This window comes from Calothrix sp. FACHB-168, from assembly GCF_963889195.1.
Taxonomy (GTDB): domain Bacteria; phylum Cyanobacteriota; class Cyanobacteriia; order Cyanobacteriales; family Nostocaceae; genus Aulosira; species Aulosira anomala_A.
This window is the reverse complement of the sequence record NZ_CAWPNJ010000015.1, coordinates 170,292-185,879: the sequence shown is the minus strand read 5'-3', so window position 1 is coordinate 185,879 and position 15,588 is coordinate 170,292. Positions and strand designations below refer to the sequence as shown.

Here is a 15,588-nt window from a genome sequence, read left to right as displayed (position 1 = left end):
CAACTACTAGTGATGTTAATTACTTGCTGAAGAGCGAATTTTTCCAACTACAGCAACATATCTTGCTGCCTACCTCCGCCCTAAGCTATTTTTCAAGCTAGCTAATCACGAGAAAATTTCACACCCAAACATAAAAATTTCTCTCCCCTAGCCCCTAGCCTCTAGTCCCTAGCCCCTATTACTAATTAAGCCTATGACTGATTCAACGCAAGAAATTTGGTATGTTGTCAAGCGACCTGCTGGGCATTGCGAGATCGTAGATAATTTAGATGGTGGGGAAGATAAGCCAGAAATTATTGAACAGTGGGGCCCCTTTTCATCTCAAGGAGAAGCGATCGCGCGTCGGGTAGGATTAATTAGGGCTGGTAAATGCCAACCCCAATAAAGTATAAAATTTACAATTTTTAATTTTTGCCCGTTGTCGTGGTACTTTGAGCCGTAATTTGCTTACCTAAAACTTCCACTGCTTTAGCAAATTGCGGATCTTCTTTTGTTGCCAATTTATCCCGCTCGTTGAGCCATAACTCTTGTCTTTGAGCATCGCTCAATTCTACCTTGACATCTGGATCAATGCCATGCTTGTTAATATCTTTACCGCTAGGAGTATGATATTTAGCAATTGTCACCGCTAATCCGGAGCCATCTTCCAGTGGGCGGACTGATTGTACTAAGCCTTTACCAAAGGTTTGAGTGCCTACCAAAGTAGCACGTTTGTTATCTTGCAAAGCACCAGAGAGAATTTCACTGGCACTAGCTGAACCTTTATCAACTAAAATGACCAACGGCTTATTTGTTAAGGCGCGTCCATTGGCTACTTCCCGTTCTTGCTCGCCTTGGCGGTCAATAGTCGAGACAATAATCCCTTTATCTAGCCACATGCGGGCAATTTCGACGCTAGAGAATAGTAAACCACCAGGATTACCCCGTAAATCCAAAATATAGCCAACAACTTGTTTTTTTTCTAAACTTTTGATGGCATTTTGCATTTCTTTGCCAGCATTAGCACTAAATTGGTTCAAGCGAATGTAACCAATAGTTCCTGATGGTGTTTGTTTTTCCGAGAATTTAACGGGATGAATTTCAATCCGTGCCCGTTGGATTTCAAACTGTTTAGTTTTTCCGCTACGACGAATAGTCAGTTTCACCTTGGTTCCAGCTTCGCCACGAATGAGGGATACAGCTTGGTTAGTATCCATCCCCTTGGTGCTTTTACCGTCGATTTGGAGAATTTCATCTTTGGCTAAAATCCCGGCTTTAAATGCGGGAGTATCCTCAATCGGGGCAATAACAACTAGCTGTTTGGTTTTTTCATCCTGACTAATTGTGATACCGATACCTGTGAGTTCTCCAGAGGTATCAACTTGCATATTTTTAAATTCTTCCGGGTCCATAAACCGGGTGTAGGGATCTTCCAGCTTCTTCAGCATTTCCCGGATGGACTTATAGGCTTCCTTTTTACTAGTGTAATTTTTATTTAAATACTCTTTGCGTACAGCCTGCCAATCTACTTGATTAAAAGTAGCATCTACGTAGTGGCGCTGAACTACTTGCCAAACCTCATCTATCAATTCCTTGGGACTGTTATTTAAAGCCTGACCTCGCGAGTGAATGCCCAGGCTTGTAATAGCAATAGTTGAGAGCGTCACTGCAGTAGCACCCAAAACCAGCCTACTTTTTGTAATCACCATAATGACAGCTGCGCCAGAGGAAAAATTTTGTATAGTCAGTATGCTCAATGTAACACAGGGTATCACTGTGACACAGAAACATGTATTCTTATTACAGCAAAATACTTGACAATCCGGCGACCCTGATGGTCGCCGTTGGCAAAATCTTAAGGATCTACCCAGCGTCCGTCAGACTTGATGAGATTAATTAATTCCTCTACACCTTTGTCTTCTGGGACTTTTTTAATTTCTTCTCTACCACGATATAAAGAAATATAACCGGGAGTTTTACCCACATAGCCATAGTCTGCATCTGCCATTTCCCCAGGGCCATTTACAATACAACCCATAACGGCTATATCTAGCCCAGTTAAGTGCTTAGTTGCTTCTCTGACTTTGTGCAGTACTTCTTCCAGGTTAAACAAGGTGCGTCCGCAAGAAGGACAAGCGACATATTCCACCATTGTTTTGCGCAATCCCAAGGCTTGGAGAATGCTATAGCAAACGGGAATTTCTTTTTCTGGTGCTTCTGTTAATGAGACGCGGATTGTGTCGCCAATGCCATCAGCGAGTAAGGTAGCAATACCAGCAGTAGATTTAATTCGCCCATATTCCCCATCTCCAGCTTCGGTGACACCTAAATGTAGGGGATATTCCATACCCAATTCATCCATGCGCTTGGCCATGAGACGATAGGCGGCTACCATGACTGGTACGCGGGAAGCTTTCATGGAAATGACTAAATTATGGAAATTTAGCGATTCACAAATGCGAATGAATTCTAAAGCTGATTCCACCATCCCCTCTGGGGTATCGCCGTAGGTAAATAACATTCTCTCAGCCAGAGAACCATGATTTACCCCGATGCGCATGGCTTTACCTTGATCTCTTAAGGAGACAACTAACGGCTCTAAGGTTTCGCGGATTTTCTCGCCAATTTCATCAAATTCGGCTTTGGTGTATTCACTTCTATTGGCATTTGGTTTTTCAAACACATACAAACCGGGATTAATACGTACTTTCTCGATGTGTTTAGCAACTTCTAAAGCAATTTTCATCCCATTGTGATGCACATCAGCAACGATGGGTACGTCTTGATAGGTTTGCAGGAGTTTTTGTTTAATTTCCGCTAAAGCTTTGGCATGAGCCAGACTAGGCACAGTAACACGCACAATTTCGCAGCCAATTTCGTGCAGACGACGAATAGCTGCCACAGATCCATCGATATCTAGGGTATCTTCATTAATCATTGACTGGACTACTACAGGGTAGCCACCGCCAATGGTGACATTTCCCACCTTTACCGGACGAGTTTTACGGCGCTTGATTGTTGTATCAAAGGTGAGTTCGCTAGATGTGGTGTTTACAGTTGTAACTGTGGGCAGAGTTTGCATAACCGCATTAGGTAAATTTGCTGTAGCGAAAATATCAAATTTCGATTTCTCTGTTTTTCAGATTGCCACAGTTAGGGCGATTTTAGTCAATGTGGGAGGAAAAAAATAAGAAACAGAGACAGGGTGAGAAATAAAGCAGATTTATCGGTTTTGATCTCGACGGAAAATAGAGGATTTACCAAGCTTTGTGATGAGTTGGCGATCGCTCTGTTACTGAGTTATTAATGTTATCATCAAAGCCAATTATTTTAGGAAATCAACTTGCATCAGCTTTGTCTATGAAATAGATAAAGGCGCAGCTTTAATTACTACGGTAATTCAGGAGTATATAATTATCATCCCAATTCAAATATGAATACTCAAACCAATAGCCAACTCCCAATTCCGCCACAGTTTCACCCCGATCAAGTGGGTTCAGTCTGGCGTGTACCCTACCAAGAAATTGCTGCTCAAGCGGAAGCATGGGCACAACAATATAATATTCAACCAAGCTCTAGCGATAAAACTCGGATTTGTTTACTGTTAATTGATGTCCAAAATACTTTTTGTATTCCTGAATTTGAGTTATTTGTTGGTGGTAAATCGGGTAAGGGAGCAGTAGAAGATAATCAGCGCTTGTGTGAATTTATTTATCGTCATTTAGGGGTAATTACAACCATTACCCCAACCTTGGATACCCACACAGCGATGCAAATCTTCCATCCCATTTTTTGGATAAATCAAGCTGGCGAACATCCAATACCAGCCGCTACAAATATTACTCTATCTGATATCGAAAAAAGAATTTGGCAAGTGAATCCTGTAGTTGCTAATAGTATTACTCAGGGCGATTACCAACTATTAGAAAAACATGCCTATCACTATGTTAAACAGCTAAGTCAAGATGGTAAATATCCTCTGACTGTTTGGCCTTATCATTCCATGTTAGGCGGTATTGGTCATGCTTTAGTTTCTGCGGTAGAATCAGCAATTTTCTTTCATTGTATTGCCCGTCATAGTCAAACCCAATTTGAAATTAAGGGCGATAATCCTTTAACTGAGAACTATTCGGTTTTACGCCCAGAAGTTTTAATAGATTTTGCCCAAAATCCTCTAGCACAGAAGAATACGCGCTTAATTCAGCAACTTTTAAACTTTGATGCTGTGATTATTGGCGGTCAAGCTAAAAGTCATTGTGTTGCTTGGACAATTGACGATTTATTAACAGAAATTCAACAGATAGATGCGAATTTAGCAAAAAAAGTTTATTTGTTGGAAGATTGTACTTCGCCTGTGGTTGTTCCGGGGGTTGTTGACTATACGGAACAAGCTGATGCAGCTTTTAGTAGGTTTGCTGCTGCGGGGATGCATGTTGTCAAATCTACTGATGTGATGCAATTGATTTTGAATTAAGAATTAGTTGATATTAATTTATTAATTTGTTGATTTGGGAAGCTGCACAAAAGATAATTTTCTGAAACGCAAAGGTACGCTAAGGTTAACGCAGCGAAAAGTCGGAGCGCCGGCTTCCGGCGATGGCTTCGCCAACGTCTTCGACGAACAGAACTTTTCAAGACAAAGGTACGCAGAGTTTTTTAAGTTCTAGATCTGCTGGTAGCTGGTTAAGGTTAAGAAAGGTAGTACAAATAATGGTTCTATCGTTTGATTTTTGCTAATTGCTATTAGTTCTAGGTCAGTAGGCGGGAATAAACCAAACTATGCTCCGCAATATGAACATGCTTGAAACCCTTACCAATGACAAATGACAAACTTCGCCAGTTGTCTTTAATTGCACCGCCCTACTTATTTCTTTAAATAACCTTTGGGATCTTGGGCTACCCAACCAACAGATGAACTAGAACGCATTTCAAAATGTAGGTGAGGTTGTTTGGCAGCAGGTTGTCCAGTTGTCCCGACGGTTCCTAACAAGTCTCCTTTTTTAACTTGTTGACCAGCAGTTACCTTAATAGTATCAAGATGGGCGTAGCGACTTTGAAGTCCGCCATCGTGATTGATAATGACTAATTTGCCATAACTAGCTTGTTCGCGGGCAAAGGCGACGGTTCCAGGGGCGATCGCTTGTACTGGTGTACCGATAGCTGCAAACAAGTCTACACCACTATGGAAAAAGACTTCACCGGAATTAGGATTAACTTGCCAGCCATAGGGTAAAGCTACTGTAGTCGCGGCTGGTAAAGGATAGCCACTGATTTGGCTAGATGGCTGATTTGCTGTCGGCGGTGCAGTGATAACGCGAGTTGAAGCACCATTCACCCCAGGAACAAAGACAATGCGGGGATCTTTTTGACAGCCATTAATTTCAAACATGGCATCAGCACGCACTTTATATTTGGCTGCTACTTGTCGCCAAGTTTGACCTTGAGGCACTTCAACCACAATTCCATTGTAGGGAGCAATCTGAAGTTCACTACCAACAGTTACAGTGCTGTTTTTCACATTAGGATTCATACTGATAATAGTTGCCGGACTGAGGTTATAGCGCTGGGCTATAGTCTCTAGGGTTTCGCCACGAGCAACTATATGACGCTGGAACCGAGATAGGGCGGGAGTTGGGCAACTCTCTACACCAGCTTTAGCACTTTGTCCGCCCGAAAAGATAAATCCTAGCCCCAAAGTGCTGACTAAACCACAGATAAACATTAGACGGTAGGGACGATTCATGTCTACCAGTAAACAGAGGGTCAATATTTAAAATCTAAATTAGATTTTAAATGAGGTACTGGGGAGTAGAAGTGGATTAGGAGTTAGTAGTTCCCCAGAAATTTTGTGCAAGGCGATTGAGAGAAATTAAAATTACTTAATATCTCTCTACTTTTTCTTTAATTTCCTGTGAAGTTGATCTATCCACTTGTTATTTGCTTGACTAAACTTAGAAATTAGCAACTGCATTGCTGTCCTGTGAGTGAAATTATTATGAAGTTATCCTTAAAGCAGCTGGCCGTATATATATCTTTACTGTTAATTGGTGGTGGTGCAGGTTTGTTAGGTAGTCGTTATTTCCTGCCCAAAAGGTACTCTTTTCAAGAATTAAGAAATGTCACCGCAGCTTTACCGCCAGAAACCGCAGCACCTAGTCCGGTTACAGGGTCAATAGATGCAACTGGGGGCGATAATGTGAATTTTATCGCTACGGCTGTGCAAAAAGTCGGCCCGGCGGTGGTAAGAATTAATGCCACCCGTAAAGTAGCTAATCCAATTTCGGATGCTTTAAAAAATCCGCTATTGCGGCGATTTTTTGGCGAAGATGAGCAACCAATGCCAGAAGAGCGAATTGAACGCGGTACGGGTTCAGGATTTATCTTAAGTGCTAACGGCGAGTTATTAACTAATGCTCACGTAGTAGCTGATACAGACACGGTACAAGTTACCCTCAAGGATGGACGGTCATTTGAGGGTAAGGTTTTGGGTGTCGATCCGGTGACAGATGTAGCTGTGGTGAAAATTCCCGCGAGTAAATTACCTACTGTCAAACTAGGGACTTCGCAAAACTTGATTCCCGGTCAATGGGCGATCGCAATTGGCAATCCTTTGGGTTTAGATAATACTGTGACAATTGGCATTATCAGCGCTACCGATCGCACTAGCGCTCAAGTTGGCGTTCCTGAAAAGCGAGTTAGCTTTATTCAAACTGACGCAGCAATCAACCCTGGTAACTCTGGCGGGCCTTTGCTCAACGCCCAAGGAGAGGTGATTGGTGTGAATACGGCAATTCGGGCTGATGCTCAAGGTTTGGGCTTTGCTATCCCTATTGAAACTGCTGCGCGGATTGCGAATGAACTGTTTACCAAAGGGCGTGTGGAACATCCGTTTTTGGGAGTGGAAATGACTGATTTAACTCCCACGAAAAAGCAGCAGATTAATCAAGAAAATCAGCTTAATATCCAGCAAGATGCTGGTGTTGTCATTAAAGGTACTCTGGATGATTCCCCCGCCAAACAAGCCGGACTACTTCCTGGCGATGTAATTCAAAAAATTAACGGCAAGCCAGTCAAAACCTCAGCGCAAGTGCAGAGGCTTGTCGAGTCAAGTTCCGTGGGCGACACCTTAGAAATCGAAGTCAACCGCAACGGCAAAACTCAAACATTCAAAGTGCAATCAGGGGCTTATCCTCATAAGAAGTAGTGCCTCGGCTCCGCTCGGCAACCGGGAGCAGAGGGGGCAACAGAGACAGAATGTTGACAGTTAACAGTTAACTGTTGACAACTAACAACTGACTCTTCTCTATTGATTAGATAAATGATCTAAGTGCATCCTCTGTTCCATCTGGCGCAGGAAATAGCCTGTCATCATTGCCGATGCTAAAAGCCCAGCTAGATTTTCCCGATCGGTTGTGATTTGCACGTTGAAATTTTCAGGGGGTAGCATTCCCACAAGTCCTTGGACGTTTTGCGAAATAATTTGCTTAATTTCGGGGCTTACGGACTGGGCAACGCGAGCTAAAACTTCAGGCGACTGATGCTGTAGATATTTCAGCAGCTGATTGGGATTTTCCTCAAAGTAGTCGTTTAGAAGCTGATTGGCTTGTTCCTCAGAGTTGTCATTAAGAAAGTCGGGATTAAACTCCATTGGCAGTGTTTTGTAGCTTAGTTGCTGATTCTACTCTAAACCATAGTACAAGGGTAGTGCATTCCCCACGGGTATAAGCCCTTGGCTCTATCTTGGGGTAGGCTGAATTGGGCAGAGGAGCAGGGAGCAGGGAGCAGGGGGACAAGGAGGACAAGGAGGACAAGGAGGACAAGGAATTTTAGATTTTGCGAAAAGTCGGAGCGCCAGCTTCCGGCGATCTGTTAGCGCAGCGTAAAGCCTTCGGCATAGCTTCGCTTATAGCGACGCAGGAGCGTCACTTTTCAAGACAGATTTGCGATGCATGGATTCCAATCTAAAATCTAAAATCCAAAATCCAAAATTGTTTCGATGCCCAATGCCTCATGCCCATGTCAAAAATATACCTCACAACCACACAACTTATTCTGCTACTGCCTCGGCTTCCAGTTCTAAATTTAGCTCTAATTGTTGTTCTTTTTGATTTGTGGCTAATATTTGAGGCAGTTGCTCGATTTGAAAATACTGATGAAATTTCGGCGTTACTTGTAACGAATAAGACCGAGAATCGCTGTCTCGGCGTTTTTTGACAAAACCAAGTTCCACTAGTTCGGGAACGTGTTGATATACTCCTGAACCGCGCAGGTTAATCAAGTCGGTTTGCAGTATGGGGCTATTGAGGGCGATCGCGGCTAAAGTCCGCAATGCGCCTAAACCCAATTCCACAGGGATGAGAGTTTGTACTAAATCGTGAAAATCAGACCGCAATTGCAAACTATAACCATTTGCTGTCTCTACGACTTCTAAAGCGCTATCGCGGCGGGCATATTCGTCCATCAGTTCAATTATGCCTTCCTCAACTGTAGCGCGATCGCACGCGGCATACTCGGCTATTTCACCGAGCGACAAGGGCTTACCCTTTAAATAGAGAATTGCTTCTATCTTCGTCGCTGTGGCTGTAGTCATTAGTCCAGGGTCAATAGTCAATAGTCAATAGTCAATAGCAACTGACAAGTGACCAGAGAGGAGTTACAAGTTTGAGGGATTATATCATTGACAATATGTTTTGACAAGGGGCATGGGGCATTGAAACAATTTTAGATTTTGGATTTTAGATTTTGGATTCCAATCTAAAATCGCAAATCTGTCTTGAAAAGTTCAGATCGCCGGAAGCCGGCGCTCCGACTTTTCGCAAAATCTAAAATTCCTTGTCTTCCTTGTCTCCCTTGTCTCCCTTCCCTAGCCCCTATTCCCTGCTTTTGAGAATAAACTCCGCGATCGCTAAATCTTGGGGAGTGGTCACTTTCAAATTAGTCTCCTCACCTGGGACTATGCGCACTTCGATACCACACTTTTCAAATAAAGCTGCATCGTCAGTTACTTCCCAACCTTCTTGCACGCCTTTGGCATGGCATTCTTTTAATAACTTCACATCAAATCCTTGCGGAGTTTGTGCTGCCCATAATTGGCTGCGGTCGGGGGTACTTTGGATTATGCCACGTTCATCCACAACTTTGATAGTGTCTTTGACGGGGATAGCGGCAATTAAGCCCGGACAATGGCGAATAGCTTCAGCACAGGCGTTAAGTAAATCTGGCGTGGCTAGACATCTCGCGCCATCGTGAATTAAAACTTGCTCTGCGGCGGCTGGTAGCGTCTGCAAGCCATTGTAAACCGACTCTTGCCTGGTAGAGCCTCCTTGAATAAATTCCACGGGTTTAGTCAGCTTTAAATCAGCGACAATTTCCCGAAAATCATCCCAATCATCAGGTTGGGAGATAATGCCAATCCAAGTGATGCTAGTTGCCGCTTCGGCGGCTTTGAGAGTCCAAGTAATTAGTGGTTGCGATCGCACTTTGAGTAGGAGTTTATTGCGATCGCTCCCCATTCTTCGTCCGATGCCTGCAGCTGGAATTAGTAAATACACAGAATTCTTCAATCTTTTGGCTATATATTTTCCCCTAAAATAGGGAGCGAGTAAGCGTCAATAAATATTATGCGAGTAGTAGCCCTTGTACCTGGCGGAATTGGCGAGCAAATTCTTTTGTTTCCGACTTTAGACGATCTGAAGCGTTCTTATCCCAATGCGCAGATCGATGTCGTAGTGGAACCCCGGTCAAAGGCTGCCTACCGGGTTAGCAAGTCAGTTAACGAGGTACTTTCCTTTGATTTCAGAGATCGTAACAGTTTGGCAGATTGGAGTAACTTGGTGGGCATAATTCGCGATCGCGAGTACGATGTCGCCATTACTATCGGTAGAAGCTGGTTAGTTGGTCTTTTACTTTGGTTAACGGGAATTCCCACCAGAATTGGCTATCAAGGTAAAGGAGCAGCTTTTCTCACCAAAACTCTACCTTTCAACCCTGCTCAATATTTGCCAGCACTTTACCATAACTTGCTGCAAGGCTTTGGCATTCAGTCCTCTTGTCCAGAATTAGCTGTGAATGTGCCGAAACCAGATATTGAGTGGGCACAAAAAGAACAACTGCGCCTGGGAGTCAATGAAACCGGTTATGTGTTGATTCATCCTGGTTCTAGCCAATTGTCGCCAATCTATCCGGCAAGTAGCTGGCAGCAAATTATTCAAGAATTTCAACAAAAGCAGCCAGATTTGCCGATAGTTCTCGTGCAAACAGTTGAAGATGAGCCGATTGTGCGATCGCTTTTGGAATCTTGTCATCATCTCAAAGTGACAGCCCCAGGAAATATTGGTAAGCTGGCCGCGATCGTTGGGGGTGCAAGTTTGCTGCTGACTACTGACAGCATCGCCCTGCAACTCAGCGTTGCTGTGCAAACTTATACCATTGCTTTGTTTGGCGATACTGAGCCAGCACAGCTATTACCTCAGAGCGAGAAATTTTTGGGGATCAAATCTGCGACAGGCAAATTAGCAGATATTCCACCTAAAGTAATTTTAGAGAAAGTTTTAGGTGGCTAAATCCGCATTTAAGCCCAGAACCAAAGACAAAAGACATTTATTCTTAGCTTTTGTCATATTTGTCAAATTGGCAGTGGACTTAATTTCTTAAATGAATTTCGGGGGATCGTTACTCGCTACTGTTTGTCACCCAACAACTGATCTGTTGATATTATTAAATCCGCTACATTGTAGCGGATTTAAATTTATGTATTAACCCTGAACATATACATAAAATCTAAAATTGATGTCAATCCTGACTAGACTAGCTTTTGAGCCAAGATAAATTTATTTTTATGTATTTTCTCAAATACCGTTAGCTTCGCCAAATTTTTGGGAAATATACAAATTGGATTCCTCCAATCCTCTATTGACGTTAAAACTAAAGACTAACAACCTCAGTCTTGATCATTGAGGTTAATTGGCTTTTGGGCGATCGCATGTTTACTCAAGCACCGAATTTGTTCAGCATATAAGTGAATCTAACGCCCCAAATTACTCTTTAATAGTCACCCTATGGTCTTTAGATAGGTGCATGTACGGTGAATTTTGATCTATCAAAAGGAAAAATAGATGGCGATTCGATTGCATGGCTTTCTTAGCAGTCCTAAGCGTTACATTCAGATTGAAAGTCAGCTATATCATATAACTGGAATTTTTCAAAGAATTCTTAACTTTCAACACTTGCATGGCTGCAAATTTGCTGACGTTCACAATGCTTATTACGAATTAGAAGCAGAGGGAACTATAACTTTTTATCAAGCACAAACAGACAAAACTAGTGAGTCAGGTATTTGGACATATCTTGTGTTTGAATGTCAAGCAGGTGAAGAGAAAATATACCGCGAACCTGCGATTAATACCAGCATTAATCCTTTACAGCAACTATTAGCTGGTGAAAAACTCACTCAAGTTACCCTAGATATTAACGAATATCTCAAATATCAAGATAATGAATCTGAGTATTTAGATATTCAACTGCCTGATGATTGGAATAATGAATTAGGCAAAGAAATTGCCAAGTTGCTGCTAGAAGAAGTCAAAGCCTTCAAATCCTCATCCTTATTTACAGAAAATATCGGTAAAGAATATAGACAGGCGAGTCTAGATGGATTCATTCAAGCAGCACAAGAAATTCTTGCTAAAAAGGGTACTCTCAAAGATTTTGAATCTGCTCAATATGAAGTATTAAATAAGATTCAAACTTATGATATTGCTAATTTAATTATTGCCTATAACGATTATCGGATCTGGCAAGCTGCCTTACCTAGCAAATCTAAAGCAGTGGAATTTGCATTTAATACGGCATTAAGTTTGATATGTCGGATTAATTAAATATGGTCAATGGTCAATAGTCAATAGTCCATAGTCAAAATTACAGCATATTTCAGGTAAATGGTTCGGGGTAAGGCAGTGCCCATTGGTGTCAACTTAACGTGAAACCCACTTGGCAAAGAGGTTTCGCCCTCACCTCCAGCCCCTCACTTACCCAATAAACTGCCGTCACCCTCCAAGGGTGCGGCTAATTGAACATGAGCTTACCTGCGTGGGCTAGATTTTCTTAGCCCACGCAGGTGGGCTTTGTAACGTTAGCCCCAGGCTTACAGCCTGTGGGCGATCTGTTGGGTAAGCCAGAAATACTTAAGTTGACACCAATGGGCAGTGCCTTGCCCCTACAATTATCTATACCTAACTTGCAATCTACTAGCTTTAAAAAGCTTCAAAGAAAGCGTCATCTAATTCGTAACCTAGCATTTGTGCCAGAGATTTCAGCCGTGATTGGACGGGAAGATTTTGCTGTTTTAGCCAATCACTTAAAACAAAAATTTTGTGCATCAAAAATATTTCTAAGGCTTCAGGATTATACTGAATTCCTTCTTTAGCACTAAATTGGTGTGGTACAAGCATAGCGGTATAACGGGCAAACTCGCCTGCTTTCCAGTCTAATAAAAATGGTAACCAGGGATATTTAGCATCTAAACGGACAAACCACAGCCGCACCTCCGGAATCTCGGAGATTTCTCTGGGATCTCCTGGCTCTAAATCGTATTTAATATCAAAGCGCAGTTGCTGTTCTTGGGATGCGATCGCGCCTTCTTGCAATAATTGTTCAATCAGCGTTGCGGCGGGCGACAGATCCAGACGGTTAATGGAATCAGTGTTGATTGCGATCGTGATTGTCATTGACTCAGCAGCTACTTTTTTTATACTCAACTGTAGGCTCGACAATCCACAGTAGCAGCTTTTAGGTAGCGATGCTAGCTTCACTCTGCCATTTTCATGGTTGACGCTCCCCGCATTTCGCTTCGCTACATACGGGGATTCTTGTTTCAGTGAGCAACCTTGCCTAAATTTGTTCCCAAATCTGGGTAGAGGGTCATCTCTCCACAAGCGTTAAGAGTTTCGGTGCGCCCCACCGTACTTAAGTTGTAATTAGTTTGTTTCAGTGCCTTCTTCAAGATGTTGATGCTAGCGTTCAAATCCCGATCCAATACGCAACCACACTTACAAACATGGGTGCGAACTGATAGGGATTTTTTTACAACTTCACCACATGATGAGCAGTTTTGACTGGTGAATTTTGGGTCAACAGGTACAACAACTCGACCATATATTTTGCCAAAATATTCTAGCCATTGGATGAACAATGACCATGAAACATCACTAATTGATTTCGCAAGCTTGCTATTTTTAACCATATTTTTCACTTGCAGTTTTTCATAAGCCACAAAGTCGTTAGACCTCACCACGTATAATGCTTGCTTAACAGCATTATCTTTACGCTGGCGCGAAACTTTCAAATGCTTTCTACCAAGACGGTTGATAGCTTTCTTGCGATTACTAGACCCTTTCTTTTTACGTCCAACTTGTTTTTGAAGTCGCTTTAAAGCCTTCTCGTATGAGCGTAAATATCTAGGGTTTTCTACTGTATTACCAAGGGAGTCAGTATAGAAATAATTCAACCCAACATCCAAACCTATAGTTTTACCAGTTGGCTGACTATCAACATTGCGTTCTGCATCTACACAGAATTGAACATAGTAGCCATCACAACGCTTAACTATTCTGACTCGCTTGATTTGTTTAACTTGGTAAAAATGCAAGTCCCAAGTTCCGATTAACTTTAACTGACCAATATTGCATTTATCTGTGAATTTAATGCGCTTGCGGTCGTCTGAAAGTTTCCATCCACTCAACTTATATTCAACTGAGCGATTGTTTTTCTGGAATCTTGGATATCCCTTTTTACCTGGAATCTTAGCTTTGCAATTATCAAAAAATCTCTTGATTGCAAAAGCTGTTCTTTCTGCTGCCGCTTGTCTTGCTGAAGAATTTAGTTTATCAGCAAAGTCAAACTCGTTGGCGATAACGGCAGTGTATTTATTTAAATCGTAAGGTTTAACATTTGAATTGTCCATCCAAAATCGCAGGCACTTATTACGGATGAATTTAGTAATCCGCAACGCTTCATCTATCTGTTGATATTGTCGCAAAGTGCCTTTAGCTTTGAACTCAAAAACAATCATCGTTTTTACCTTTTCGACCCGAAAAGATTGTATAGTATTTTAGGGAGCAGCACAATTCCTAAAATTTTTAAACGCTCAACTATCCCCCTCATTGTTCTTGCAAAGCAAGAAATCATTCAAGGGATGTCTCGCTATAAGATGCCTTTCATCCCCAAGTGCAACGAAGTGGAACTTGGGGTCTTCTCGGCAAATTAGATAAAATTAAAGACGCGATAAATATCGCGCCCTGTAACGTCTTTGTCTATTTGCCGAAATTTAAAGAAATATTCTTCGCTTAAGAGTTACTGGCATTCATTTCACCTCTAGGCAAACCTCCTGTTGAAAAGATAGGTAGTCTACAGCTAAGAATCACATCTTGTTACCTTTGCAATGTATTCACCCGTAGAGTATGCCATTAACAATTGCGCTTTCATTATTCATACTTCAAAGGTATAAACTTTGCGCTTTGCATACATCTGTCCGTTGTAATTTTTTTGATATAGTTATTACTCCATAAAAATTACACAGTAAATACTGAAAGCGCAGCTAACTCATACTCATAAGTTAAATCTCCTGCTTTCTGTATTTACCTGTTAGACATTATGTAAATATGCGGAAGTTATGTTAATACGTGAATATGCGGAAATTTTGCTGATTTTCCCAATGGTTTCCGTGTTAATTACATTACGATTTTCGGTTGGTGATGCTATGCCGAAAAGATTATTTTCTTTACTCAGAGTAATTATCTTGTTTCAAAGAGATTATCATGCAATTTGAGTTTTAGGAACCTAATCTTAAAAGGTTTAATGCAATTACATACTTCATCGCCAATGGTCAATAGTCAATGTTTAAGAAATTCTAGATAGTCAACTCTTGTACGGTGAAGTTTAATTTTATCATAAGTATCTAAAATAACTCGCTAATAATAATCGCCGTATTTATATTTAACACAATGTTATTTTTGTAACTAAAACAATTGTCTGATCTTATTAGACTAAGGGACATGCAATTTTTTAAATACCCAATCAATTTGTAGTGCGAGCGTCTCGCTCGCTTTAGAACAACAGCGAGCAAGACTTCGGCATGAGCGCTCAGTCGAACGCTGCTCGCACTAAGGAATATGGGTAATTTATTGTTTGTAAGTCCCTAATATTCAGGTTAGAGAATAATCCAGCAAAAAGGATATTACTTTAACGCTCAAAGCAATACCGCTAAATCGGCTGAAGCGAAATTATTTTTGATTTTTTGTGACACTTGTATTATTTCTCGTGCAAAGCCAGCCTTGTACGGGTATCGGATGTTTCCTCTACTCTCTCTGTTTTATGTCAGCGAATCATGAGAATATCTTTCTCCCCTAGCCCAACTCTAGAGTATTTACTCCCCACAAGTGACACATCAGGCCTTTGGTGGACATTACCAACCAATTTAAGCTAAAGTTGTAATGAGTTTGTTTTAGATTAGTAAGAGTAAAACGACCTCAACAAATAAACAATCTTTAGCTTGACTTGTAATTTCCCCAGCGATTAACAGCAACTACACACTCAAGGTAAAAAGTAGTAACG

The 15,588-nt window shown here is 41.6% G+C and carries 14 protein-coding genes; 6 read left to right on the top strand and 8 right to left on the bottom strand.

Annotation, left to right across the window (positions count from 1 at the left end; genetic code table 11):
* The first annotated feature begins 193 nt into the window (after window positions 1–193).
* Window positions 194–385 carry a DDE transposase family protein gene (locus AACW45_RS08840; protein ID WP_190538672.1) on the top strand — a complete coding sequence of 64 codons (192 nt, stop codon included), beginning with the start codon at window positions 194–196 and terminating at the stop codon, window positions 383–385.
* A gap of 19 nt (window positions 386–404) precedes the next feature.
* Here AACW45_RS08840 and ctpC read toward each other — a convergent pair whose 3' ends face one another.
* Entirely contained in the window at window positions 405–1,688 is a 1,284-nt protein-coding gene (gene ctpC, locus AACW45_RS08835) for a carboxyl-terminal processing protease CtpC (RefSeq protein WP_190632637.1), read from the bottom strand.
* 146 nt (window positions 1,689–1,834) lie between these two features.
* The gene (ispG, locus tag AACW45_RS08830) at window positions 1,835–3,061 is read right to left on the bottom strand and encodes a (E)-4-hydroxy-3-methylbut-2-enyl-diphosphate synthase (RefSeq protein ID WP_190632636.1); all 1,227 of its coding nucleotides are present in this window, start codon (window positions 3,059–3,061) and stop codon (window positions 1,835–1,837) included.
* Between the two features lie 351 nt (window positions 3,062–3,412).
* Between ispG and AACW45_RS08825 the strand changes: the two genes are divergently transcribed.
* Window positions 3,413–4,453, top strand: a complete 1,041-nt coding sequence (locus AACW45_RS08825) for an isochorismatase (protein WP_190632635.1) — start codon at window positions 3,413–3,415, stop codon at window positions 4,451–4,453.
* 390 nt (window positions 4,454–4,843) lie between these two features.
* Here the strand turns inward: AACW45_RS08825 and AACW45_RS08820 are convergent, their stop codons facing one another.
* Window positions 4,844–5,722 (bottom strand): LysM peptidoglycan-binding domain-containing M23 family metallopeptidase, encoded by an 879-nt coding sequence (locus tag AACW45_RS08820; RefSeq protein ID WP_190632645.1) that lies wholly within the window; start codon window positions 5,720–5,722, stop codon window positions 4,844–4,846.
* Window positions 5,723–5,974: 252 nt separating this feature from the next.
* Between AACW45_RS08820 and AACW45_RS08815 the strand changes: the two genes are divergently transcribed.
* The gene (locus AACW45_RS08815; RefSeq protein WP_190632634.1) at window positions 5,975–7,183 is read left to right on the top strand and encodes an HhoA/HhoB/HtrA family serine endopeptidase; all 1,209 of its coding nucleotides are present in this window, start codon (window positions 5,975–5,977) and stop codon (window positions 7,181–7,183) included.
* Window positions 7,184–7,282: 99 nt separating this feature from the next.
* On the opposite strand, the gene AACW45_RS08810 is transcribed toward AACW45_RS08815, so the two are convergent.
* The 3 genes from AACW45_RS08810 to ispD form a co-directional block, all read right to left on the bottom strand.
* Complete coding sequence (locus AACW45_RS08810; RefSeq protein WP_190632633.1) at window positions 7,283–7,627, bottom strand: DUF760 domain-containing protein; 345 nt, start codon at window positions 7,625–7,627, stop codon at window positions 7,283–7,285.
* Window positions 7,628–8,026: 399 nt separating this feature from the next.
* Entirely contained in the window at window positions 8,027–8,569 is a 543-nt protein-coding gene (gene scpB, locus AACW45_RS08805; RefSeq protein WP_096644048.1) for an SMC-Scp complex subunit ScpB, read from the bottom strand.
* Between the two features lie 280 nt (window positions 8,570–8,849).
* The gene (gene ispD, locus AACW45_RS08800; protein ID WP_190632632.1) at window positions 8,850–9,530 is read right to left on the bottom strand and encodes a 2-C-methyl-D-erythritol 4-phosphate cytidylyltransferase; all 681 of its coding nucleotides are present in this window, start codon (window positions 9,528–9,530) and stop codon (window positions 8,850–8,852) included.
* 69 nt (window positions 9,531–9,599) lie between these two features.
* Here ispD and AACW45_RS08795 point away from each other — a divergent pair, with 69 nt between their 5' ends.
* Together AACW45_RS08795 and AACW45_RS08790 are read left to right on the top strand one after the other, a co-directional pair.
* Window positions 9,600–10,541 (top strand): glycosyltransferase family 9 protein, encoded by a 942-nt coding sequence (locus tag AACW45_RS08795; protein WP_190632631.1) that lies wholly within the window; start codon window positions 9,600–9,602, stop codon window positions 10,539–10,541.
* Between the two features lie 552 nt (window positions 10,542–11,093).
* Window positions 11,094–11,855: a hypothetical protein gene (locus AACW45_RS08790; protein ID WP_190632630.1), complete on the top strand. Its 762-nt coding sequence runs from the start codon at window positions 11,094–11,096 to the stop codon at window positions 11,853–11,855.
* Between the two features lie 375 nt (window positions 11,856–12,230).
* Here AACW45_RS08790 and AACW45_RS08785 read toward each other — a convergent pair whose 3' ends face one another.
* Complete coding sequence (locus tag AACW45_RS08785) at window positions 12,231–12,704, bottom strand: CRR6 family NdhI maturation factor (RefSeq protein WP_190538760.1); 474 nt, start codon at window positions 12,702–12,704, stop codon at window positions 12,231–12,233.
* A 146-nt stretch (window positions 12,705–12,850) separates the two neighbouring features.
* Window positions 12,851–14,047 (bottom strand): RNA-guided endonuclease InsQ/TnpB family protein, encoded by a 1,197-nt coding sequence (locus tag AACW45_RS08780; protein WP_190632629.1) that lies wholly within the window; start codon window positions 14,045–14,047, stop codon window positions 12,851–12,853.
* A gap of 600 nt (window positions 14,048–14,647) precedes the next feature.
* Here AACW45_RS08780 and AACW45_RS08775 point away from each other — a divergent pair.
* The gene (locus AACW45_RS08775; protein ID WP_190538661.1) at window positions 14,648–14,803 is read left to right on the top strand and encodes a hypothetical protein; all 156 of its coding nucleotides are present in this window, start codon (window positions 14,648–14,650) and stop codon (window positions 14,801–14,803) included.
* The last annotated feature ends 785 nt before the right edge of the window (window positions 14,804–15,588 follow it).